Origin of the sequence: Streptomyces sp. NPDC096339, from assembly GCF_044762985.1 — a bacterium.
Classification (GTDB): domain Bacteria; phylum Actinomycetota; class Actinomycetes; order Streptomycetales; family Streptomycetaceae; genus Streptomyces.
In genome coordinates, this window is sequence record NZ_JBIWFI010000043.1 from 13,927 (window position 1) to 35,507 (window position 21,581).

The following is a 21,581-nucleotide window of genomic DNA, read 5'->3' on the forward strand; positions in this document are numbered from 1 at the left end:
GGAGGCAACGCTCACGCACTCCGACGTCGGTGTCGGCCATCTCGCCCGAGTGCCAACCAAAAGGCCTCGTCACACTCGCCCTAACGGCGTACGCGGGGCATGCCGAGGCCGATCCAGGAGATGATCTCGCGCTGGATCTCGTTGTTGCCGCCTCCGAAGGTGAAGATGACGGCGCTGCGGTAGCCGCGTTCCAGTTCGCCGTGCAGTACCGCGCCGGCCGAGCCGTCCTTGAGGGAGCCCGCCGCGCCGACGACCTCCATGAGCCAGGCGTACGCGTCCCTGCGCGCCTCCGAGCCGTACACCTTGACGGCGGAGGCGTCCTGCGGGGTGAGCGTGCCCTCCTCGACCGCGCTGACCATCTGCCAGTTGAGGAGCTTCATCGCGTCGAGGCGGGCGTGGGTACGGGCGAGGCGGCCGCGGACCCAGTTCAGGTCGATGACGCGGCGGCCGTCGGCGAGCTTGGTCGCGGCGGCCCAGCGCTGGACGTCGTGGAGGGCGCGGATGGCCATGGTGCCGTGGGCGGCGAGGGTGACCCGCTCGTGGTTGAGCTGGTTGGTGATCAGCCGCCAGCCCTTGTTCTCCTGCCCGACGCGGCGGCTCGCGGGGACGCGGATGTCCTCGTAGTAGCTGGCCGTGGTGTCGTGCGAGGCGAGGGTGTTGATGAGGGTGCAGGAGTACCCCGGGTCCGAGGTGGGCACGAGGAGCATGGTGATGCCCTTGTGGGCGGGAGCGTCCGGGTCGGTCCGGACGGCGAGCCAGACCCAGTCGGCGGTGTCGCCGTTGGTGGTCCAGATCTTCTGGCCGTTGACCACGTAGGTGCCGGTCTCCTCGTCGCCCTCGCGGACCGCCTTGCACTTGAGCGCGGCGAGGTCGGTACCGGCGTCGGGTTCGCTGTAGCCGATGGCGAAGTCGATCTCGCCCGCGAGGATCTTCGGCAGGAAGTACGCCTTCTGCTCGTCGGTGCCGAACTGCATGATGGTGGGGCCGACGGTGTTGAGCGCCATCAGGGGCAGCGGTACGACGGCCTGCGCGGCCTCGTCGAAGAAGATGAACTGGTCCATCGGGGTCATGCCGCGGCCGCCGTACTCCTCGGGCCAGCCGACCCCGAGCCAGCCGTCCGCGCCGAGCCGGCGGATGGTCTCCCGGTAGAACCGCTTCTGGGCGGCGGGGTCCTCGTAACGGGAGTAGACGTCCTCGGGGACCAGCTCGGCGAAGTAGGCGCGCAGCTCGGTGCGCAACTGCTGCTGCTCAGGCGTGTATTCGAGGTGCACGGCCCCTCCGGGAGTCTCGCGGTCCAGCCGGTTCGCTGCGGCGGTGGTGATGGCGGCGGTCAGACTAGAACCCGTTCCAAAAAATCGGAAGGGGCCTGAAGGGGTCGGCGGTTCGGCGGGACCCGCGTGCCGCCGTTTCGGCGTGGCGCGCATACTTTCGACCATGACGACCCAACAGAGCAGAGCGGAATTCTTCGTCGACCCGGAGCGGGACCACCGCTTCAACGGCCCCGCGACCGGCGACGAACGACGCATGCTGGTCGCCTTCCTGGCGGACCAACGCGCGACATTCGAGCTGAAGTGCGCAGGGCTTGGCGCGGAGTTGGCGCGGCGGTCTGTGGAACCGTCCACGCTCTCCCTGCTCGGGCTGGTTCGGCATCTCGCCGACGTGGAGCGGCGCTGGTTCCGCAAGGTCCTGGCGGGCCAGGACGCCGATCCGCTCTTCTCCTCGGCGGACGAACCCGACGGGGACTTCGACGGCGCCGTCGACGACCCCGAGGTGGTGGTGGCCGCCTGGAAGGCCTGGCGCGACGAAGTGGCCTTCGCCGAAAGGTTCGTCGCGGACGCGCCCGACCTTGACGTCGAGGGCCCTGACGTGTGGCGGGGGAAGGTGTCCCTGCGCTGGGTCCTGATCCACCTGGTCGAGGAGTACGCCCGGCACAACGGCCACGCCGACCTGCTCCGCGAGCGGATCGACGGGGCGATCGGCATCTGATCCAGGCGAGTTGATCCGCGCGCGGCGGCCCCCGGATCCCCGCGCCCTGCCGCACAATGGCCGTCTGGACCGTCCGGGCGGGGGCGGGCGAGGGAGCCGGGGGTAGACCGACGTGGACCACGAGGCGCGACGCCGGGAGAACCCCGAGTACGGCTTGGCGGTGACGCAGATCCACGAGCCGGGGGCCCTCCCCGTCGACACCGGGATCCCGGCACGCCACCAGTACTGGGAGGGCCTGCCGGGGGACGTCACGGCCCGGCTGCTGGAGAAGGCGGGCCGGACCCTGACCTGGTGGGCCGGGCCGGATGCCGACGGGCGTCCCTCCGCGCTGGTGGCCGGCGACCGCGGGCTCTGCCGGCTTCGGCAGGAACTGCGCGACGGCGTACCGGAGTTCCGGGGGCAGCGGGTCCGGGTGGAGCCGGGCTCGCTGCGCAGCCGGTCCTTCGACGGGAAGCCGTCGCCGGACGGGCGGGCCGCCGCCCCCGGCGCGCCGGGGGCTCCGGTCCTGCGGCTCGGCCTGGACGCTCGGGCGCAGGGGGTGCTCGGCCATTTCCCGCTGCACGTGCAGGACTTCCTGCAGCGGCCCTTCCTGCCGGGCGGCTCCGGGGGCGACGGCGTCACCGCGGACTGGTACTACGACGAGACCGTCGAGACCGACCGCACCGTGTGGTTCGTGGCCTTCTGCCTCTCCACCGGGCGCACCCTCACGGTCGCGGAGGGCACCCGGTCCCTGGCCCGGGGCGCGCGCCCGGACCGGGCCGAGTGGCAGGGGCTCCGGGGCCACGAGGCCCGGCTCACACCGCGTTGATCCCGTCGCCCCGGAGTCCCGGCCTGATCAGGACCTTGATGTGCTCCTCCGGGCGCCTCAGCGAGGCGAAGGCCGCGTCCAGGCCGCCGAAGCCGGCCTCGCCGGTGACCAGGGCGGCCGGGTCGATGCGGCCGTCGGCGAGCCGGGCGAGGGTGGCTCCGAACTCCTGCGGCGGGTAGGTGAGGCACATCCGGATGGTGACGTCCTTGTAGATGCCGACCACGGGGCGGATCACGTCCTCGGTCATCACCCCGCCGATCTGCAGGATCTCGGTGCCGCGCGGGACCGCGTGCAGCAGGGAGTCGAGCATGCCGGGGACGCCGACGCAGTTGACGACGAGCATCGGCCGCGCCCCGGCCCCGGCCATCCCGGCGCAGTGGGCCACCGGGTCCTCGCCGGCGGCCGGGTCCAGCACGGCGTGCGCGCCGAGCCGGGCCGCCGCCGCGCGGCGCAGCGCCGAGGGGTCGGAGGCGACGACCGGCCCGGCGCCGCGCTCCAGCAGGGCGGCGACGGCCCCCAGCCCCACGGGCCCGCAGCCGATCACCACGGCCGGGGTGCCCTCGCCGGCGGTGGTGCGGGCGACGTTGCCGAAGCCGACGGCCAGCGGCTCGGTGAGGGAGGCGAGCGCCAGGTCCAGGGAGTCCGGAACGGGCAGCAGCGCCTGCGCCTGTACGACGATCCGCTCGCCGAAGCCGCCGGGGAAGGCGTTGCTGTAGCCGACGGTGCGGACCACTCCCCCGGTGTCGACCGCCCAGGGCAGGCCGACCACCCCGGTGCCGGGCTCGGGTCCGCTCGCGCCGGGCCCGTAGGCGAGTACCCGGCCGGAGAACTCGTGGCCCATGACGAGCGGCCGGTCCGGGTCGAAGAGGAAGCTGGTGGTGCCGCTGTCCCGGGAGGCCCGCAGGAACTCCTCGGTGTGGGCGACGGCGCTCAGGTCGGAGCCGCAGATCCCACAGGCCTCGGTCTCCACGAGGGCCTGTCCGGGCCCGGGCACGGGATCGGCGTACTCCCGGACGCGGAAGCGTCCGCCTTCCAGCACGGCCGCCCTCAACGGACCTCTCCCTTGCGTGCGATGGCCTCCATGGTCGAGCGGCGCAGGGCTCCGACGAACCGCTCGCTGTTGCGGCCGGCCCAGTCGAGGCTGGCCCGGCGGGCGTCGGCGGTCCCGGTGAGGCGCGGTACCACGCGCTCGGCGAAGAGTTCCAGGCTGCGCAGGGCCGCCGCGGGGTCCGCGATGTCCAGCTGGAGGATCAGGAAGGTGCCGAAGCCGCCCGTCTTGTCGGCCAGTTGTCCGATGCGTTCGACCGCGTCCTCGGCGGTGCCGATGACGGCGCGGCCGAAGGTGGGCAGACCGTCCGTGACCCAGCGTTCGACGGCTCCCGCCGCCGTGCCGCAGCCCTCGATGCGGGTCCCGCCGAGCGTCTCGATGTACCCGACCAGATCACCCATCCCGAATTCGGCTTCACGCAGGGCCTGTTCGCGGGTCTCGGCGAGGTGCACCGGGGTGACCAGCCGCCAGGCCGACCGGTCGGGTTCCCGGCCCGCTTCGGCGCAGGCCCTTTCGTGCGCGGCCCAGTTGGCGTCGAGCGCGGCGAAACCGTCCGGGTCGGCGGCGGCCAGCGAGAGCATGCCGACCCCGTGCCGGCCGGCCAGTACGGCCCCGGTGGGCGAAACCGCCGAGGCGACGGCCACGTCCAGCTCCCGGCCGCGGTAGGGGCCGAGCTGGAGCCTGGCCTCCTCCAGGGCGAACCAGTCGGTGGCGGCCGTCACCGTCTCGCCGCGCAGCAGTCGCATGACGGCGTCGAGCGAGTCGGCCATCATCTCCCGCGAGCGGAGCGGGTCGACGCCCATCATGAAGGCATCGGAAGGCAGTTGTCCCGGCCCGACCCCGAGCATGGCCCGGCCGCGCGACTGCTGGTCGAGCTGGCAGATCCGGTCGGCGAGGATGAGCGGCTGGTGGTACGGAAGGGAGTTGACGCCGGTGCCGAGCATGATCCGGCCGGTCCGCTCGGCCGCCGCCGCGAGGAACAGTTCGGGCGAGGCGATGATCTCGTACCCGGCGGAGTGGTGCTCCCCGGCCCACACCTCCTCGTACCCGAGCCGGTCGAGGGCGCCGACGAGGTCGAGGTCGCGGCGCAGTTGGAGCGCCGGGTCGCGGTCGGGCCGGTGGTAGGGGGCGAGGAACACCCCGAATCGGCTGGGGAGACGGTGCTGCGGCATCGGGGATGGGCCCTTCCGTCGTACGGCTCGGCAGGTCTGCCGTACGACGAAACACCGTGCGCGGCGCGGCTTCAACGGCGGCGCGGGCGTCCTCCCGCTGAGTGGGATGTCCCGAGCCCGGCCCGGCCCTCCCCTCAGTAGATGTAGACGACGTCGAAGCAGACGAGGTCGCGTGCGACGTCGATGAGGTACCGGCCCGTCGGGTGCCCGTCCGTGGCCTCGTGGTTGGCGTACGCGTCGAACTCCGGGCTGTGCTGCCAGGTCGCCTCGGCGGGCAGGTGCGGCTTCAGCGGTCCCGGCAGCTCGGGCAGCGCGGCGGGCGTGAACGTACGGCCGGGGACACCGGCGAGCGCCGCCGCGCCCCCGGCCGGCAGGCGGGCGACACCGACGAGGCGGATCCGGGGGTCGGGGCCCGGGATGAACCGGTCGCCGCCCGCCGCCGCCTCGTCGATGTCGTAGCCCAGCCAGTGCGGGTCGGTCAGCTCGCCGAGCCACGGGCCGAACCGCGTGTTCAGCGGCTCCGCATCGGTGCGGACCGTGAACGGGTTCGGGCTCGGCGGCTCCGGCCACAGGAGGTACGTCATGCCGCCGCCCACCGCCAGCAGCGGGAGGCCCGCGATCAGCAGGAACCGCCGCCTGTTCGTGCGCCCCCGCTGCGCGTCCACGACCGCCCCCCGCCTTCGCTCAGTTCAGGGCGCTGATCATAGCCTCGGCCGTCGCCGTCATCGCCGTACGGGCGGCCGTCAGGTACGGTCGCGGGTCCGCCGGGGTCAGGTGGGCGCGGATGGCCTCGGTCATGGCCACGTTCAGCGCTGTGCCGATGTTGACCTTGCGGATGCCGCCCGCGACGGCGGCCGCGAGTTCGGTGTCCGGCAGCCCCGAGGAGCCGTGCAGGACGAGCGGCACCTCCACGCTCTTGGCCAGCCGGGCGAGCAGCACGTGGTCCAGGGCGGCGGTACGGGTGGTCATGGCGTGGCTGCTGCCGATGGCCACGGCCAGCGCGTCGACCCCGGAGTCGGCGACGAACCGCCGCGCCTCGTCGGGATCCGTACGGGCGCCGGGTGCGTGCGGGTCCAGCGGGGCCGCGCCGTTCTTGCCGCCGACCTCGCCCAACTCGGCTTCGATCCACAGCCCGTTGGCGTGGGCCCAGTCGGCCGCGGAGCGGGTCGCCTCCAGGTTCTCGGAGTACGGGAGCTGCGCGGCGTCGTACATCACCGAGCTGTAGCCCGCGTCGCAGGCCTGGCGGAGCAGTTCGGAACTCTTCACGTGGTCGAGGTGCAGGCCGACGGGGACGGTGGCGGCTTCCGCGCAGGCGGCGGCCGCGCGGGAGATGGGCAGCAGGCGCCCGCCCCGGAACTTCACCGCGTTCTCGCTGAGTTGGAGGATGACGGGCAGGCCGGCCGCCTCCGCCCCGGCGACGACGGCCTCGGCGTGCTCCAGGGTGATGATGTTGAAGGCGGCGACGGCGCGGCCCGCGCGGGCCGCCTCCTGGACGAGGGGACCGGCGGGGACGAGGCTCATCGGACCGCCTCCTCTCCGGCGGCGAGGATCACCGAGCGGGTGAGGTGGCGCGGCGCGTCCGGGTCGAGCCCCTGCCGGCCGGCGACGGCGAGGGCGAGCCGGTGCACCCGGACCAGTTCGGCGAGCGGGTCGAGCCGCCCGGCCACCCATTGGGAGCCGGTGGCGCGCACCTGCTCGGCGAGCCCGTCGGGGGCCTCGTCGAGCGACCAGGTGACGGTGCCGGGCCCGGAGACGCTGATCGGCCCGTGCCGGTACTCCATCGCCGGGTAGGACTCGGCCCAGGACAGGGAGGCCTCGCGCATCTTCAGCGCGGCTTCGTTGGCGAGTCCGACGCTCCAGCCCCGGCCGAGGAAGGTGAACTGGCCGTGGCCGTCCAGCCCGGCGGGCAGCGGCTCGGCGAGCGCGGCGCGGGCGTCGGCGACCACGGACGCGGTGTGGAGGCCGAGGTGGGCCCGCAGCAGGGTGAGGGCGGTGGTGGCGAAACGGGTCTGGACGACGGACCGTTCGTCGGCGAAGTCGAGGACCACGGCCTCGTCGGCGAGGGTCATCACGGGGGTCGCCGGATCGCCGATGACGGCCGTCGTGGGGACGCCCGCCTCGCGCAGCCCGGCGAGCAGGTCGAGCACCTCGGTGGTGGTGCCGGAGCGGGTGAGGGCGACGACCCGGTCGTAGCGGCGGTGGCGCGGGAACTCCGAGGCGGGGAACGCGTCGGTCTCCCCCTGCCCGGCCTCCTCGCGCAGCACGGCGGCCGCCTGTGCCATGTAGTACGAGGTCCCGCACCCGACGATCGCGATACGGTCGGCGGGCCTCGGCAGCACCGGCCGCTGCGCCGGGGCCAGTTCTGCGGCCCGTTCCCAGCATTCGGGCTGAGTGCTCAACTCGTACGCGACGTGACTCATGGGGCTCCCTAGCGGGTGGGTGCGAGTGTGCCATCCTTGCGTGTTTCTGCAAGGTAGCGGGCAGTTTCACGCAACTTCAAGCATCATGTGCGGTGATCGGCTGGGTTAATGTCGGCGTGTAGGCCAATGGAGAACATGCCGGAGGGCGGCGCGACACCCAAGGGGGGCTGCTGATGACCCGCAAAGAGCGCTGGCAGGGGCTGCTGGACCTGCTCGTGGAGCAGGGCGGGCTGGAGGTGGAGCCGGCGGCGGACGCCCTCGGCGTGTCCGCCGCGACCATCCGCCGCGACCTCGACCAGCTCGCCGAGCAGCAACTGCTGGTCCGCACGCGGGGCGGTGCCGTCCCGCACGGCGTCTCGTACGAACTCCCCCTGCGCTACCGCACGTCACGGCGGGCCGCCGAGAAGCAGCGGATCAGCGAGGCGGTGGCGGCGCTGATCGGCCCGGGTGAGGTGATCGGCCTGACGGGCGGCACCACGACCACCGAGGTGGCCCGTGCCCTGGCCGGACGCCCGGACCTGGCCTCGGGCTCACCCGCGCTGACCGTGGTCACCAACGCCCTGAACATCGCGAGCGAGCTGGTGATCCGCCCGCAGTTCAAGATCGTGCTGACGGGGGGCGTCGCCCGACCCCAGTCGTACGAGCTCACGGGCCCCCTCGCCGAACAGGTGCTGGGACGGCTCTCGGTGGACACCGCCGTGCTCGGCGTGGACGGCTTCGACCCGGCGGACGGCGCGGCGACCCGCCACGAGGACGAGGCCTCGATCAACCGCCTGCTGTGCGAGCGGGCCGGGCGGGTGGTGATCGCGGCCGACTCCAGCAAGCTCGGCGTGCGGGCCTTCGCCCGCATCTGCGAGACCTCGTCGGTGGACGTGCTGGTCACGGACACGGGTCTGTCGGCCGCGGTCGCCGACCGGTTCGCGCAGGCGGGCGTGGAAGTGGTGAGGGTCTGAGGGCCGCGGGCCCGGCCCGGGTGGTGCCGCCCGCGCCGCCGTGATCACCGGCCCGAACAGCCATGGCCGGCGGCGGTACGCTCGTGGTCGCGACACCCGCCCGAAAGGATCGACGCCATGTCCGTGCCGCAGTCCGTGGACCGCGCGCTGGCCTTGCTGGACCTGGTGGTCGACGCGCCGGGACCCGTGAGCGCCAAAGCGCTCGCGCGGCGCGTGGGGTGTTCGCTGTCGACCGTGTACCACCTGCTGGGCCCGCTGACCGCGCGCGGATATCTGGTGCGGGTACCCGAGGGGTACGCTCCGGGGCCGCGGATCCCCTCCCTGCACCGCTCCTTCCAGCGGCACCTGGGCGCCGGGACCGCGGTCGCCGCGCTGCTGCCGCGGGTACGGCGGGCCACCGGGGCAGAGGCGTACTTCACCGTCTACAGCGGCGGACGCATCACCGTCATCGACAGCACCACGCCCCTGACCGATTCCGAGGACCCGTTCACCCCCGGCCCCGAGACCCGGGCGCACGCCACCGCCCACGGCAAGGTGCTGCTCGCCCCGCTCTCCCGGGCCGAACGGCGGCGCTACCTCGCCGACCACGGGATGGCGCGCCTGACCGAACGCACCATCACCGACGAGCGGCGCTTCGAGGCGGAGCTGGCGAGCGTCCGCGACCGGGGCGTCGCGGTCTCCGTCGGCGAGGCGGACCCGGCCTACACCTGTCTGGCCGTGCCGCTGCCCTCCCGTCCGGACCACGCCCTGTCCGTCTCCCTCCCCCTCGCCGACTTCCGGCGCCGCCGGGGCGAGATCAGCTCCCTCCTCCTGCTGGCCGCGGCCATGTTTCCGACAGCGTCGGAATGAGCGTGTTCCCCGGTGGCCGGAGGCCGCCGCGCGCCGCATCGTAGGGACATGATCTTCATCGCCGTGCGCTTCACCGTCCGCCCCGAGCACTCCGACGACTGGCTGTCCCTCGTGGGCCCCTTCACCGAGGCGACCCGCGCCGAACCGGGCAACCTCTTCTTCGACTGGTCCCGCGGCGTCGAGAACCCCGACAAGTTCACGCTGCTGGAGGCGTTCGCGGACGACGCCGCCGCCGTGGCCCACGTGCAGTCCGACCACTTCACCGCCGGGCTCGCCACCATGGCCACCGCCATCGCGGAGACCCCCGAGATCATCAATGTGACCATTCCCGATCAGAGCGGGTGGGGTCCCATGGCAGAGCTCGCCCCGCAGGCCTAGTCCCGCCCCTCACTCCGTACACGGTGGTGGCCCGAGCCGCGGCCCGGGCCACCACCGTCGGTCTCGTGCGCCGGGCCTCGTCCGCCGGGCCCGATCGCGTGAACCCGGGACCCGCCTCCCGCCGGGACCCCCCGGCGAAAAGTACGTTGGGGGGCGAACCTGCTCCGGCCGGACCGGGCGATCCCCAGAGGAGCGAGCATGGCGACCGAATCGAACCAGCCGACCGTCCCGCAGGTGACCATGACGCTCTCCGCGATCGCGGCGACCGCGGCCACCCCCCGCCCCTCGGGCGAGACCCTCGCGGAACAGAGCACCCGGATCATCCTCGGCATCAACCGGCAACTGGCCGACCCCTCGCTGGCGACCCGGGGCACCTGGGTCCTGTCGTGGCTCGGGATGAGTCCGGGCAACGCCAACCTGGCCTACCTCGCCCGGAACACCGACGGCTCCAACTCGTTCGCCGTGGTGATCCGCGGCACCGTCGGCAACGTGACCGATCTGATGGAGGACCTCGACGTCGGCACGGTGGTCCCGCTCAACCTCCCCGGAATGCAGTCCCCGGTCTCGGTGGCCAAGGGGGCGATGAAGGCGTTCACCGAGGTCGCGGTCATGAACACGGCGGGGGTCACCCTGGCGCAGGCGCTCACCACCGCCCTGGGCCAGGCGCCGCCGAACCCGACGGTCTACGTGACCGGCCACAGCCTGGGCGGCTGCATCGCGACCATGGTCGCCCCTTACCTGCAGACGCTCACCTGGCCGGGCGGGAAACCCAACTTCGAGCTGCACACGTTCGCCGCCCCCACCGCCGGCGGAGCGGACTTCGCCGCCTACGTCGAGTCCCTGGAGTGGCAGGCGAACGAACGCCACTACAACATCAACGACATGGTGCCGCAGGCCTGGAACAACCTGGAGGCGACCAAGCAGTGGTACCCGAGTCCGGGCCCGGCGCCGGACTTCGACGTCAATGCCGTCGTCTCGACGCTCATCGGCCTCCCCGGTCCCCACGTCTACGCGCAGCCGGGCAAGGACGACCCGCTGAACGACAGTTACCAGCCCGTCGACCTGAACGTGGTGAAGCGGTCGCTCGAGGACTTCATGGGCCAGGTGGCCTTCCAGCACGCCAACTCCACCTATCTGGGCCTCCTCGGCGCGCCTGACGTGCCGTCCGGTCCGCTGGTGAGCATCGTGACCCCCGTCGGCAAGCCGGGTGCCCCGGTCGAGGTCGTCGGCAGCGGGTTCAGCCAGGGCGTCGTGGTCGACTTCGGCACGCTGCCGGCCGTCAGGCAGTACGTCCTGCGCGACGACGTGATGATCGCGTGGGCTCCCGAGGGCATCGGCGTGGTCGACATCCGGGTCACCGGCAATCTGGGCACCTCCCCCGCCGTCCCGCGCGGCCAGTTCAGCTACGGCGGACCCGCCCCCGTGCTGGTCACCGGCATCAGCCCGGACAGCGGCCGGGCCGGCACCCAGGTCCAGGTCAACGGCATCTACTTCACCCAGGACGCCCAGGTCTACTTCGGCGACAACCTCGCCGAGCTCCTCGAGTACGGCACCGAGCAACTGCTCGTCCGGGCGCCCGCCCCGACCCTGGGCGTCTCCAAGCCCTCGACCGTCGACGTCACCGTCGTCGCGAACGGCTACTCGTCCCCGGCGAGCCCGGCGGACGAGTTCTCCTACCCGGAGTGGCACGAGTCCTGAACCGTACGCCCTCAGTGCTCCGGCAGCCGCTCCGACTCCCGTACCAGGGCCGCCAGCACCGGGGCGATCAGCGGGTGCGACTCCGCGCCTCGGCGGGTCGCCGCGAAGACCCGCCGGGTGGCGGCCGGACCCGATGCGGGGCCTCCCGCCGGGGCCACCGGGCGGACCTGGACCTCCTTGAGGTCCATGCCGCGCAGGGCCGACCGCGGCACCAGCGCGACGCCCGCCCCGGCGCCGACCAGCGCCGTGACGGCGCGGAAGTCGTCGGAGGAGTGCACGAACCGGGGCTGGAAGCCCGCCAGTTCGCAGGCCAGCAGGGTCACGTCGTGGCACGGGTTGCCCGGGTACTGGCCCACCCAGTCCGAGTCGGACAGGTCCGCCAGGGACACCGCCGGGAGGTCGGCCAGCGGGTGCCCCGAGGGGAGCACCGCGTCGAAGGGTTCCGCGTACAGCGGCAGCACCGACAGCCGGCCGTCGTCCGCTCCCGGCGCGCCCCGGTACTCGACGGCGAGGGCCACGTCGGCCTCGCCGTCCAGCAGCAGCGGCAGGCTCTGGTCGCCCTCCGCGTCCCGGACCCGCAGCCGGATGCCGGGGTGTTCCAGGGCGAGGCGCGCGATGGCCGGGGCCAGTACCTCGGCGATGCCCGTGGCGAAGGCGGCCACCGTGACCTCGCCCGCGGAGCCGCCCGCGTAGGCGGCGAGTTCGGCTTCGGCCCGCTCCAGCTGCGCCAGCACCTCGTGCGCGTGCCCGAGCAGGATCTCGCCGGCCGCCGTGAGCCGTACGCCCCGGCCGCTGCGGGTGAGCAGCGTGTGGCCCGTCTCCTGCTCCAGTGCCGCGAGCTGCTGGGAGACCGCGGAAGGAGTGAGGTAGAGGGCTGCGGCCGCGGCGGTCACCGTACGGTGGTCCGCCACGGCCCGCAGGATGCGCAGCCGGCGGGGGTCGATCACCCCGCCATTATCTCAGGCAGCGCAGGTCACCCGGCCCCCGCGGGCCACTCGGCCCGCCTCAGGCCGCCTCGCCCTCCAGCGCGGCCCGGGCGTCCACGAACGCCGCCACCGCGCGCTCCACGTCCGCCGTCGAGTGGGCGGCCGAGAGCTGGACGCGGATACGGGCCGCGCCCATCGGCACCACCGGGTACGAGAAGCCGATCACGTACACGCCGCGCTCCAGCAGCAGCTCCGCCATCCGGCCCGCCTTCGCCGCGTCGCCGATCATCACGGGGGCGATGGCGTGGTCGCCGGGCAGGATCTCGAAGCCCGCCTCGGTCATCTTCGTACGGAAGAGCGCGGTGTTGGCGGCGAGGTGTTCACGCAGGTCACCGGCGGACTCCAGCAGGTCGAGGACCTTCAGCGAGGCCGCCGCGATGACCGGGGCGAGGGAGTTGGAGAAGAGGTACGGGCGCGAGCGCTGGCGCAGCAGCTCGACGATCTCGGTGCGGGCCGCCACGTAGCCGCCGGACGCGCCGCCGAGGGCCTTGCCGAGGGTGCCGGTGATGATGTCGACGCGGTCCATGACCCCGTGCAGCTCGGGGGTGCCGCGGCCGCCGGGGCCGACGAAGCCGACGGCGTGCGAGTCGTCGACCATGACCATGGCGTCGTAGCGCTCCGCCAGGTCGCAGATCTCCCCGAGCGGGGCGACGTAACCGTCCATGGAGAAGACGCCGTCGGTGACGATCAGCTTGCGGCGGGCGCCGCCCTCGGTGGCCTCCTTCAGGCGCGCCTCCAGCTCGGCCATGTCGCGGTTGGCGTAGCGGAAGCGGCGGGCCTTGGAGAGGCGGATGCCGTCGATGATCGAGGCGTGGTTGAGGGCGTCGGAGATGACCGCGTCCTCGGCGCCGAGCAGGGTCTCGAAGACGCCGCCGTTGGCGTCGAAGCAGGAGGAGTAGAGGATCGTGTCCTCCTGGCCGAGGAAGGAGGAGAGGCGCGCCTCCAGCTCCTTGTGGACCTCCTGCGTGCCGCAGATGAAGCGGACGGAGGCCATTCCGTAGCCCCAGCGGTCCAGGGCGTCCTTCGCCGCGGCGACTACCTCGGGGTGGTCGGCCAGGCCGAGGTAGTTGTTGGCGCAGAAGTTCAGGACCTCACCGGGGGCACCGCCGGCGGTCACGGCGACGGCGGCGCTCTGCGGGGTGCCGATGACGCGCTCGGGCTTGTGCAGGCCGGCGGCGCGGATCTCGTCGAGGGTGGCGCGGAGGTCTTCGCGGACGGTCTCGAACATACTGCGTTCTCCTTGTGCGGTGGGCCGTCCGGCGGAGCGGAGACGGACGGGAGGGGGCCGGACCCCGCGGAGGGGGGAGGGTTTGCGGGGTCCGGCCGGAGGGAGATGGTCTGTGGAACGCGGACCGGGCGGGCCGGCCGCGTACGGACGCGGACCGGGCGGCTCGGCCGCGTACGGACGCGGACCGGGACTCGGCGGCCGCGCGGGCCTACGGCCCGGGCGACGGCCGCCGCGACCCGGGGGTCAGGCCGTCCAGTCCAGGATGATCTTGCCGCTGCGGGCGGTGGACGCCTCGTCGAAGGCGGCCTCGAAGTCGCGGTGCGAGTAGCGGCCGGTGATGACCGGGGTGAGGTCGAGGCCACCCTCCAGCAGCACCGTCATCGCGTACCAGGTCTCGAACATCTCGCGGCCGTAGATGCCCTTGATGGTGATCATCGAGGTGACGACCTTCGCCCAGTCCACCGGGAACTCCTGCGCGGGCAGGCCCAGCATGGCGATCCGGCCGCCGTGCGTCATGTTGTCGATCATGTCGCGCATGGCCTCGGCGCGGCCGGACATCTCCAGGCCGATGTCGAAGCCCTCGCGCAGGCCCAGCTGCGCCTGCGCGTCGGCGATGGAGCGCTCGGCCACGTTCACCGCGAGCGTGGCGCCCGCCTTGCGGGCGATCTCCAGCCGCTCGGGGCTGACGTCCGTGATCACCACGTTGCGCGCGCCGGCGTGCCGGGCCACGGCCGCCGCCATGATCCCGATCGGGCCGGCGCCGGTGATCAGCACGTCCTCGCCGACCAGCGGGAACGACAGCGCCGTGTGCACCGCGTTGCCGAAGGGGTCGAAGATCGCCGCGACGTCCAGGTCCACCGGGGTGCGGTGCACCCACACGTTCTGCGCGGGCAGGACCACGTACTCGGCGAACGCGCCGTCACGGCCGACCCCGAGACCGATGGTGCTGCGGCACAGGTGGCGGCGGCCGGCCAGGCAGTTGCGGCACTTGCCGCACACCAGGTGGCCCTCGCCGCTGACGAGCGCGCCGATCTCGATGTCCCGGACGTCCGCGCCCAGCGCCGCGACCTCGCCGACGAACTCGTGGCCCAGGACGAGCGGGGTCTTGACGGCGCCCTGCGCCCAGCCGTCCCAGGAACGGATGTGCAGGTCCGTGCCGCAGATGCCGGTGCGCAGCACCTTGATCAGCACATCGCCCGGACCGTAGTCGGGCTCGGGTACGTCCATGAGCCACAGCCCGGGCTCGGCCTTGTGCTTGACGAGTGCCTTCATGGGGGTGGCTCCAGGCATGCGGAAGGGGTCGCCGCGGGCGTGCGGGCCCGTACGGCGTCGGTGACGGCACCAATCTGCCGACCGGCACGGTGATCAGTCCATCGAGACTTTCTTAAGCGGGTCGACAGCGCAGCTTCACGCCTATGCTCCTCAGGTGACGGGGCAGGGTCCCGGGCCGGTACGAGGGTCCGGGGAAAAGGGGAGGTGAGGGGCGTGCCGAGTCTGCGCAGCAGGGCGCTGTCGGCGGCGCTGATCGCGGCGGGCAGGCGAAGACGGTTCGCGAGCGCCGAGGCGGTACGGACCCGGGTCGCGGAGTCCGCGCGGCGGCCCGCGTCGCATCTGCCGCCCCGCTCGCTGGGCCGGGTCGCCGAGATCTCGCGGACGTTCGTCGGAGCCTGGCCGGTGTACGACGTCTCGCCCCGCGGGAGCGAGCCGGAGGCACGGGTGTTGTACGTGCACGGCGGCGGGTACATCAACGAGCTGGTCCGCCCGCACTGGGCGTTCATCCGGCAGCTGGTCACGCAGGCGCGGGCGCGGGTGGTCGTCCCGGCGTACATCCTGGCCCCGCGCGGGACCGCCGACCGTACGGTCCCCGTCGCGGCGGACCTGCTCAGCGGCCTGATCGAGAGCGGCGGCGCGGGCGGCACGGTGCTCATCGGGGACTCCGCGGGCGCCGGGCTGGCACTGGCCGCCGCGCAGCGGCTGCGCGACCGGACGGGGGCGCAGCCCTCCCGGATCGTACTGATCTCGCCCTGGCTGGACGTGACCATGAGCCATCCCGACCAGGCGCGGATCGAGGCCGCCGATCCGATGCTGGCCCGGCCCGGGCTGCGGGAGGCCGGGCGGCTGTACGCCGGGACGCTCGCCGCCGACGATCCGCGGGTGAGCCCGCTGCACGGGTCCTTCGCGGGGCTGGCGCCGCTGACGGTGTTCACCGGGACCCGGGACGTGCTGACCACGGACAGCAGGGAGCTGCTGAGCCGGGCACTCGCGGCCGGCACGGACGTGGAGTTCCACGAGGCGGCGGGGCTGCCGCACACGTACCCGCTGCTGCCGGTGCCGGAGGGACGGGCGGCGCGGGAGCGCATCGTGGAACTGATCCGCTCCACGGCGGACGCCTGACGGCCAGCCTCCCGCGTCCCACGCCCTACGCCGTGCAGGTCATCAGCGAGCTGACCGGCCAGGCCCGGTACCCCGTCCAGTACTCCTCGTCGCGCACCGGGTCGGCGGGCGGGGTCCGGGTCGGCTGCCAGCCGACGGTGGCGAAGCCCGCCTCGACGGCCGCTTCGGCGAGGTCGGCGTGGGCCCATTCGCGGAACTCGAAGGGCACCGGCGGCTCGGTGAGGAAGTGCGCCTTGAGCAGGGGCGCGTCGCCCTCCGGGAGCCGGTCGAGGATGCGGAGCCCGTACGGGGACCAGTCCACTCGGGGGAACGCCCCTGCGTTGGGCACAATGGCGAGGAGTTTGCCCCCGGCGCGCAGATTGGCGCGGACGGACCGGAACATCGCGTGCAGGGAGCCGCGGTCGGGTGCGTGGTTGAAGAGGTAGACGGCCGTGGCGAGGTCGAAGGGACCGAGGTTCGGGAGGCCCGCGGCGTCGGCGACGTGGTACTCGATCGCCGGCCGGTCCCCGTCCGCGCCGTGCCCGTCCGTCACGCGCCCGGTCGTCTCGTGCTCGCGGGCGAGCCTGATCATCTCCTCCGAGATGTCCACGCCGACGGTCCTGCGGGCCCCGCCGCGGGCCAGTAGCCGGGTGTTGTGGCCGTGTCCGCAGGCCAGGTCGAGGGTGTCGAGCCCGCGGACCCCGCCGAGTTCGTCGAGGGCGCCGAGGAGGGTGTGGGTGTCGGCCGCCGAGAAGGCGGCCGTGCTCTTCGACTCCGCGTAACGCTCGCCGATGGCGTCGTACTGGTAGCGCATGCTCTGCCTTCCGGTGGCCTGCCGGGGTGTGGGGCGGGGTGTGGGACGCGTGCGTATGGTGCCCCGGCGCGTGGCCCGCGGAGGTCCGTACGGCCGTGCGTCCCCCGGACGAGGTAAGCGGTCGGCCTAGTGCTCTGGCACCGGCAGCCGTTCGCGCCCGCGGTCGCGCGGCCGGGCCTGCCCCGGGTCGGCGGGCTGATCGGCGCGGGGCCGCCGCCCGTGTCCGCGCCGGCGGTGGCCCGGTACCGAGGATCCGGACGGGGCCGGCGAGGCGGTCGTCGGGGTGCGGCGGCAGCCGCCGAGGGCGCATCCTGACCGTGTGACCGCGAGAGGGGACAGCCCAGGACCGGCCCCCGATGCCACGGCCCAGGCGCTCGCGCGTGGCACGGCTCGTGCCGTGGAGGCCGTCGGCGGGTACGCGGGCGGGGTCTATCTGCGCTCGCGCACCGATGAGCTGCTGCTGGCGGTACTGCAGGGGCTGCCGGGGCAGCTGTTCAAGGCCTGGTGGCGCATGCAGGTGAACCGGCCCTACCCGGTGGCGGAGGCGTACCGTTCCGGGCAGGCCGTGCACCTGCCCGACCCGGAGTCGGCCGTGCGGCGCTTCCCCCAGCTGATGGCGGGGCTGCCGTTCCCCTTCGGTTCGCTGTTCGAGCCCGTCACCGCCGGTTCGGAGCGGTTCGGGGTGCTGATGGTGCTGCGCCCGGCCACCCCCGGTGTGCCGGTCGAGGCCGCCGACCGGGAACGGATCCGCGAGGCCGCGGCCGGTCTGGCCCGGGACCTCGCGGCGCTGACCGCGGCCGGTGAGCCCGTGGTCTGGGAGGGGGACCCGGAGTGCCTGCCGCCGCCCGGCCCCGCAGAGGGCGCCCGCGCGGCGGTGGACCGGCTCGCGCAGGCGCTGCTCTCCGTGGACCGGGAGGGCAGGATCCGCTTCGCCAACGCGGCCGCCGTCACGATGTTCGGCCTCGGCGAGGAGCGGCTGCTGGGGCAGGTGCTGTGGGAGGCCGCGCCCTGGCTCGGGCAGCGCGCCTACGAGGACCACTTGCGGGCCGTCTTCCTCTCCGGCGAGGCGGTGCACTTCCCGGTCCGGGGCGGCCGGCACCGGCCCAGGGAATGGCTGTCGGTGGACCTGTACCCCGGTTTCGACGGGGTGACGGTGCTGATCGGCACGGCCGAGCAGCCCGATTACCCTCCCGAGTCTGCCGGCGGGCCGAACGGGAACATCGGCACGGTGGCAGACCGGGCCTCGGCGCTGTACCGGCCGGTGGCCCTCGCGATCGCGCTGACGGAGGCGGTCACGGCCCGCCAGGTGTCGGCGGTCGTCACCGACGAGCTGCTGCCGGCCTTCGGAGGCCGCCAGCTGGCGATCTACATGCTCGACGAGAGGCACCTGTACCTCGCCTGGGAGACGGGGTTCCCCAAGGGTTTCCTCGACCGGTTCGACGGCGTCTCGCTCGAGGCGGAGCTGCCGGGCGTGGAGACGCTGACCTCGGGGCGGCCGATGTTCTTCGAGTCGATGGAGAACCTGGCCGCCGCCTATCCGGGGATCCCGCTGGACGCGCACGTCGGTGCCCGCGCCTTCCTGCCGCTGATCGCCTCGGGCCGGCCGGTGGGCTCCTGCATCCTCGGCTTCGACGCGCCGCGCGACTTCAGCCCGGAGGAGCGTACGGTGCTGACGGCGCTGGCCGGGCTGATCGCGCAGGCCCTGGAGCGGGCGAAGCGGTACGACAACGAGGCGGCGCGCGCCCGGGGGCTCCAGTCCGCCCTGCTGCCGCACCGGCTGCCGGTGCGCGAGCACGTGGACACGGTGGCCCGCTACCTGCCGGGCACGGTCGGCATGGATGTCGGCGGCGACTGGTACGACGTGATCGAGACGGACGACGGACTGCTGGCGCTGGTCATCGGGGACGTCCAGGGCCACGGCGTGGCGGCCGCGGCCACGATGGGGCAACTCCGCAGCGCCGTACGGGCCTTCGCACTGAGCGGCAGTTCCCCGCAGGAGGTGGCGAGCGGCACCAACCGGCTGCTCATCGACCTGGACCCGGGTCAGTTCGCCAGCTGCTGCTACGTGTTGCTCGACCCCGTGTCGGGGGCGGCGCGGGCCGTGCGCGCCGGTCACCCCCAGCCGCTGATGCGGCACCCCGACGGCCGGGCCGAGGTGCTCGACCTGGCGGGCGGGGTGGTGCTCGGCATCGACCCGAAGGCTTCGTACCCGGTGACGGAACTGCGGCTGGCGACGGGCTCGGTGCTCGCCCTGTACACGGACGGGCTGGTGGAGAAACCGGGCACCGACATCGACGTCGGTGTGGAGCGGCTGCGGGCGGCGCTGGCCGCGGCCGGGCCGACTCCGCTGACCGAGATGGCCGACCGGCTGATCGGCGAGGCGGGCAGCTCCACCGACCGGCCGGACGACATCGCCCTGTTGCTGGCCGCCCGCACGGGCGGCGACCCTCGGGGCCTGTAGGACGTACGGGTTCAGGCGGCCTTGCCCGCGGTGGCACGGGCGTACGCGTCACCGGCGAGCAGGGCGTCCGCGACCATCTCCGGGGTCACCGGGAACGGCATGTTGTGCGTGGTCTCGCCCTCGGCGGTGGCCGCGCGCCCGATGGCGAGGAGCTCCTCGCGGCCCGGGTCGACGAGCCCGATCTCGGCGAGCGTGGTGGGCAGGCCCACGGACCGGCTGAACTCCAGGTAGGTGTCGAGCTCTTCGGTCGGAGCGCCCTCCAGGACCAGTTGGGCGAGGGTGCCGATGTTGACCTTCTCGCCGTGCATCATGCCGTGCACCTTGTGGGAGACGGTCAGGCCGTTGTGGATCCCGTGCGCGGCGGCCAGGCCGCAGGATTCGAAACCGAGACCGGAGAGAAGGGTGTTGGCCTCGGTGACCTTCTCCAGCGCGGGTGTGACGACGTGCTGTTCGGCGGAGATCCGCGCCTGGTGGCCGTACTCCATCAGCGTCTCCCAGCACAGCCGGGCCAGGGCGAGGGAGGCCCCGGTGGCGAGGCCGCCCGCCATCGCGGTGCGGTTGGCGGCGACGCAGACGCGTGCTTCGTACCAGGTGGCCAGGGCGTCGCCCATGCCGGAGACGATGAACCGGCTGGGAGCGCCCGCGACGAGCGCCGTGTCGACGAGGACGAGGTTCGGGTTGCGCTGGAAGAAGGAGTAGCGCTCGAATGCGCCGTCCTCGGTGTAGATGACGGCCAGTGCGCTGGTCGGGGCGTCGGTGGACGCGACCGTGGGGGCACTGACGACGGCGATGTCGTCGAGGGCGTGGCCGACCGCCTTGGCCGTGTCGATGGCGGTACCGCCGCCGATGCCGACGATCACGTCGGCGCCGGCCGCCCTGGCGGCCGCGGCGACCCGGTCGATCTCCTTCTGCGTACAGAGCCCGCCGAAGACCTCTCTGGTCAGCTTGACCCCGGCCGCGGCGAGGGAGTCGGTCACCGCGGTGTCCACGAAGCCCCACACCCCCCTGTCGGCGAGTACGACGGCGTTGGTGCCGAGGAGTGCGGTGTGCTCGCCCAGGTCGTGCATGGCTCCCGCTCCCTGGACGTATTTCGGCGGGCTGATGAGCATGCGGGTACCGACGGTCTTCACGGCGAAACCTCCTGAATGGGAATTCATTTCTGCTCCTGCATTTCATCCCTATCACGGATCGCCGGACCGGAGACAATGCGCCGGGCGGACTCGCGACAGGGGCCTTCCGCGCCCGGATCCGGGACCAATGGCCCGCCCTCCGGCAGGCGAGACTGGGGGTAACGTGCCTGGCGAGCGGCAGACAAGCGTCACCGGATTTCCATTCCACGCTTTCCGTTCCGCGTTTTTCCAATTCAGGAGAGAGGCCCCCGTGAAGAAGCTCATCAATTCCCCGGAGAGCGTCGTCGCCGACGCGTTGAAAGGAATGGCAGCCGCCCATCCGGGGCTGGCGGTCGAGGCCGCGACGGGCATCGTCACGCGGGCCGGCGGGCCGGCGGCCGGGAAGGTCGCGCTGCTCTCCGGCGGTGGCAGTGGGCACGAGCCGCTGCACGCCGGGTTCGTCGGGCGCGGCATGTTGGCGGGCGCCGTGGCCGGACCGGTGTTCACCTCTCCCGTGCCGGACAACATCGCGGCGGCGACGGCCGCGGTCGACTCGGGCGCGGGCGTCCTGCACATCGTGAAGAACTACACCGGGGACGTCCTCAACTTCACGATGGCGGCGGAGGACTGCGAGGACGAGGGCGTCGAGGTCGAGCAGGTCGTCGTGGACGACGACGTGGCCGTGACCGAGGTGGAGGGCGGGCCCGGCCGCCGGGGCACGGGCGCCACCCTGTTCGTGGAGAAGATCGCGGGCGCCCTGGCCGAGGAAGGTGCCCCGCTCTCCGAGGTCGCCGCGGTCGCCCGCAGGGTCAACAGCCTCTCCCGCAGCTACGGGGTGGCACTGTCCTCGTGCACCACGCCCGCGAAGGGCAGCCCCAACTTCGAGCTGGGCGAGGACGAGATCGAGCTCGGCATCGGCATCCACAGCGAACCGGGCCGCGAACGCCGGGCGTCGACCACCGCCGCCGGGACCGCGCAGGCCATACTCGACGCGATCCTCGCCGACCTCCCGGAGGCGGCCGGCGCGCCGGTCATCCTGCTGGTCAACGGGCTCGGTGGGACTCCGCCGATCGAGCTGTACGTGATGCGCGCCGAGGCCGGGCGGGTGCTCGCCGAGCGCGGGATCACCGTGGCCCGGTCGCTCGTGGGGTCGTACGTCACGAGCCTGGACATGGCCGGGTGCACCTTCACGCTGTGCCGCGCGGACGAGGAGCTGCTGCGCCTGTGGGACGCGCCGGTCGACACCCCGTCCCTGCGCTGGGGCTGCTGAGCCTCCTCCGCCCCGTCCGCCCCACCTG

Annotated in this window: 20 protein-coding genes; 9 read left to right on the plus strand and 11 right to left on the minus strand. The window is 73.3% G+C overall.

Annotated elements, in window-relative coordinates; translation table 11 throughout:
* Nucleotides 1–80 precede the first annotated feature (80 nt).
* Nucleotides 81–1,271 (minus strand): acyl-CoA dehydrogenase family protein, encoded by a 1,191-nt coding sequence (locus ACIQ5Y_RS34950; protein WP_403890051.1) that lies wholly within the window; start codon nucleotides 1,269–1,271, stop codon nucleotides 81–83.
* A gap of 163 nt (nucleotides 1,272–1,434) precedes the next feature.
* On the opposite strand from ACIQ5Y_RS34950, the gene ACIQ5Y_RS34955 reads away from it, so the two are divergent.
* Nucleotides 1,435–1,986: a DinB family protein gene (locus ACIQ5Y_RS34955; protein WP_403889895.1), complete on the plus strand. Its 552-nt coding sequence runs from the start codon at nucleotides 1,435–1,437 to the stop codon at nucleotides 1,984–1,986.
* A gap of 112 nt (nucleotides 1,987–2,098) precedes the next feature.
* The gene (locus ACIQ5Y_RS34960; RefSeq protein ID WP_403889898.1) at nucleotides 2,099–2,794 is read left to right on the plus strand and encodes a hypothetical protein; all 696 of its coding nucleotides are present in this window, start codon (nucleotides 2,099–2,101) and stop codon (nucleotides 2,792–2,794) included.
* Here ACIQ5Y_RS34960 and ACIQ5Y_RS34965 read toward each other — a convergent pair.
* The 5 genes from ACIQ5Y_RS34965 to ACIQ5Y_RS34985 form a co-directional block, all read right to left on the minus strand.
* The gene (locus ACIQ5Y_RS34965; protein WP_403889901.1) at nucleotides 2,781–3,845 is read right to left on the minus strand and encodes a zinc-binding dehydrogenase; all 1,065 of its coding nucleotides are present in this window, start codon (nucleotides 3,843–3,845) and stop codon (nucleotides 2,781–2,783) included. The two genes, ACIQ5Y_RS34960 and ACIQ5Y_RS34965, sit on opposite strands and share 14 nt — an antisense overlap.
* Nucleotides 3,842–5,014: an LLM class flavin-dependent oxidoreductase gene (locus ACIQ5Y_RS34970; RefSeq protein WP_403889903.1), complete on the minus strand. Its 1,173-nt coding sequence runs from the start codon at nucleotides 5,012–5,014 to the stop codon at nucleotides 3,842–3,844. Before ACIQ5Y_RS34970 ends, ACIQ5Y_RS34965 begins: the two co-directional genes overlap by 4 nt.
* A 134-nt stretch (nucleotides 5,015–5,148) precedes the next feature.
* Nucleotides 5,149–5,679: a hypothetical protein gene (locus tag ACIQ5Y_RS34975; protein WP_403889906.1), complete on the minus strand. Its 531-nt coding sequence runs from the start codon at nucleotides 5,677–5,679 to the stop codon at nucleotides 5,149–5,151.
* 19 nt (nucleotides 5,680–5,698) lie between these two features.
* Entirely contained in the window at nucleotides 5,699–6,535 is an 837-nt protein-coding gene (locus tag ACIQ5Y_RS34980; protein ID WP_403889909.1) for a ketose-bisphosphate aldolase, read from the minus strand.
* Nucleotides 6,532–7,434 (minus strand): SIS domain-containing protein, encoded by a 903-nt coding sequence (locus ACIQ5Y_RS34985; RefSeq protein WP_403889912.1) that lies wholly within the window; start codon nucleotides 7,432–7,434, stop codon nucleotides 6,532–6,534. The genes ACIQ5Y_RS34980 and ACIQ5Y_RS34985 overlap by 4 nt, the downstream gene beginning before the upstream one ends.
* Before the next feature lie 173 nt (nucleotides 7,435–7,607).
* On the opposite strand from ACIQ5Y_RS34985, the gene ACIQ5Y_RS34990 reads away from it, so the two are divergent.
* From ACIQ5Y_RS34990 to ACIQ5Y_RS35005, 4 genes are all read left to right on the plus strand, one after another.
* A complete protein-coding gene (locus tag ACIQ5Y_RS34990; RefSeq protein WP_403889915.1) occupies nucleotides 7,608–8,387 on the plus strand; it encodes a DeoR/GlpR family DNA-binding transcription regulator in 780 nt (259 codons plus the stop codon).
* 117 nt (nucleotides 8,388–8,504) lie between these two features.
* Nucleotides 8,505–9,236, plus strand: a complete 732-nt coding sequence (locus tag ACIQ5Y_RS34995; protein ID WP_403889917.1) for an IclR family transcriptional regulator — start codon at nucleotides 8,505–8,507, stop codon at nucleotides 9,234–9,236.
* A 48-nt stretch (nucleotides 9,237–9,284) separates the two neighbouring features.
* On the plus strand, nucleotides 9,285–9,614 hold the full coding sequence (locus tag ACIQ5Y_RS35000) for a putative quinol monooxygenase (protein ID WP_403889920.1): 330 nt from the start codon (nucleotides 9,285–9,287) through the stop codon (nucleotides 9,612–9,614).
* A gap of 198 nt (nucleotides 9,615–9,812) precedes the next feature.
* Entirely contained in the window at nucleotides 9,813–11,312 is a 1,500-nt protein-coding gene (locus ACIQ5Y_RS35005; RefSeq protein ID WP_403889923.1) for an IPT/TIG domain-containing protein, read from the plus strand.
* Between the two features lie 11 nt (nucleotides 11,313–11,323).
* On the opposite strand, the gene ACIQ5Y_RS35010 is transcribed toward ACIQ5Y_RS35005, so the two are convergent.
* The 3 genes from ACIQ5Y_RS35010 to tdh all read right to left on the minus strand — a co-directional run bounded on the left by ACIQ5Y_RS35010 (nucleotide 11,324) and on the right by tdh (nucleotide 14,798).
* Nucleotides 11,324–12,259 carry a LysR substrate-binding domain-containing protein gene (locus ACIQ5Y_RS35010; protein ID WP_403889926.1) on the minus strand — a complete coding sequence of 312 codons (936 nt, stop codon included), beginning with the start codon at nucleotides 12,257–12,259 and terminating at the stop codon, nucleotides 11,324–11,326.
* A gap of 58 nt (nucleotides 12,260–12,317) precedes the next feature.
* Complete coding sequence (locus ACIQ5Y_RS35015; RefSeq protein ID WP_403889929.1) at nucleotides 12,318–13,526, minus strand: glycine C-acetyltransferase; 1,209 nt, start codon at nucleotides 13,524–13,526, stop codon at nucleotides 12,318–12,320.
* A gap of 243 nt (nucleotides 13,527–13,769) precedes the next feature.
* The gene (tdh, locus tag ACIQ5Y_RS35020) at nucleotides 13,770–14,798 is read right to left on the minus strand and encodes an L-threonine 3-dehydrogenase (protein WP_403889932.1); all 1,029 of its coding nucleotides are present in this window, start codon (nucleotides 14,796–14,798) and stop codon (nucleotides 13,770–13,772) included.
* Nucleotides 14,799–15,011: 213 nt separating this feature from the next.
* Here tdh and ACIQ5Y_RS35025 point away from each other — a divergent pair, with 213 nt between their 5' ends.
* Nucleotides 15,012–15,920 (plus strand): alpha/beta hydrolase fold domain-containing protein, encoded by a 909-nt coding sequence (locus tag ACIQ5Y_RS35025; protein WP_403889936.1) that lies wholly within the window; start codon nucleotides 15,012–15,014, stop codon nucleotides 15,918–15,920.
* A gap of 25 nt (nucleotides 15,921–15,945) precedes the next feature.
* On the opposite strand, the gene ACIQ5Y_RS35030 is transcribed toward ACIQ5Y_RS35025, so the two are convergent.
* Complete coding sequence (locus ACIQ5Y_RS35030; RefSeq protein ID WP_403889939.1) at nucleotides 15,946–16,713, minus strand: class I SAM-dependent methyltransferase; 768 nt, start codon at nucleotides 16,711–16,713, stop codon at nucleotides 15,946–15,948.
* A gap of 319 nt (nucleotides 16,714–17,032) precedes the next feature.
* On the opposite strand from ACIQ5Y_RS35030, the gene ACIQ5Y_RS35035 reads away from it, so the two are divergent.
* Nucleotides 17,033–19,174, plus strand: a complete 2,142-nt coding sequence (locus ACIQ5Y_RS35035) for a SpoIIE family protein phosphatase (RefSeq protein WP_403889942.1) — start codon at nucleotides 17,033–17,035, stop codon at nucleotides 19,172–19,174.
* Between the two features lie 11 nt (nucleotides 19,175–19,185).
* Here the strand turns inward: ACIQ5Y_RS35035 and ACIQ5Y_RS35040 are convergent, their stop codons facing one another.
* Nucleotides 19,186–20,331 carry a glycerol dehydrogenase gene (locus tag ACIQ5Y_RS35040; RefSeq protein WP_403889945.1) on the minus strand — a complete coding sequence of 382 codons (1,146 nt, stop codon included), beginning with the start codon at nucleotides 20,329–20,331 and terminating at the stop codon, nucleotides 19,186–19,188.
* 223 nt (nucleotides 20,332–20,554) lie between these two features.
* On the opposite strand from ACIQ5Y_RS35040, the gene dhaK reads away from it, so the two are divergent.
* Entirely contained in the window at nucleotides 20,555–21,553 is a 999-nt protein-coding gene (gene dhaK, locus ACIQ5Y_RS35045; protein ID WP_403889948.1) for a dihydroxyacetone kinase subunit DhaK, read from the plus strand.
* The last annotated feature ends 28 nt before the right edge of the window (nucleotides 21,554–21,581 follow it).

Excerpts from the sequence above, each read along its gene's own strand:
- ACIQ5Y_RS34955 (WP_403889895.1), top strand. The coding sequence starts at position 1,435 with ATGACGACCCAACAGAGCAGAGCGGAATTCTTCGTCGACCCGGAGCGG.
- ACIQ5Y_RS34970 (WP_403889903.1), bottom strand. The coding sequence starts at position 5,014 with ATGCCGCAGCACCGTCTCCCCAGCCGATTCGGGGTGTTCCTCGCCCCC.
- ACIQ5Y_RS34980 (WP_403889909.1), bottom strand. The coding sequence starts at position 6,535 with ATGAGCCTCGTCCCCGCCGGTCCCCTCGTCCAGGAGGCGGCCCGCGCG.
- ACIQ5Y_RS34985 (WP_403889912.1), bottom strand. The coding sequence starts at position 7,434 with ATGAGTCACGTCGCGTACGAGTTGAGCACTCAGCCCGAATGCTGGGAA.
- ACIQ5Y_RS34990 (WP_403889915.1), top strand. The coding sequence starts at position 7,608 with ATGACCCGCAAAGAGCGCTGGCAGGGGCTGCTGGACCTGCTCGTGGAG.
- ACIQ5Y_RS34995 (WP_403889917.1), top strand. The coding sequence starts at position 8,505 with ATGTCCGTGCCGCAGTCCGTGGACCGCGCGCTGGCCTTGCTGGACCTG.
- ACIQ5Y_RS35000 (WP_403889920.1), top strand. The coding sequence starts at position 9,285 with ATGATCTTCATCGCCGTGCGCTTCACCGTCCGCCCCGAGCACTCCGAC.
- ACIQ5Y_RS35005 (WP_403889923.1), top strand. The coding sequence starts at position 9,813 with ATGGCGACCGAATCGAACCAGCCGACCGTCCCGCAGGTGACCATGACG.
- ACIQ5Y_RS35015 (WP_403889929.1), bottom strand. The coding sequence starts at position 13,526 with ATGTTCGAGACCGTCCGCGAAGACCTCCGCGCCACCCTCGACGAGATC.
- tdh (WP_403889932.1), bottom strand. The coding sequence starts at position 14,798 with ATGAAGGCACTCGTCAAGCACAAGGCCGAGCCCGGGCTGTGGCTCATG.
- ACIQ5Y_RS35030 (WP_403889939.1), bottom strand. The coding sequence starts at position 16,713 with ATGCGCTACCAGTACGACGCCATCGGCGAGCGTTACGCGGAGTCGAAG.
- ACIQ5Y_RS35040 (WP_403889945.1), bottom strand. The coding sequence starts at position 20,331 with ATGAATTCCCATTCAGGAGGTTTCGCCGTGAAGACCGTCGGTACCCGC.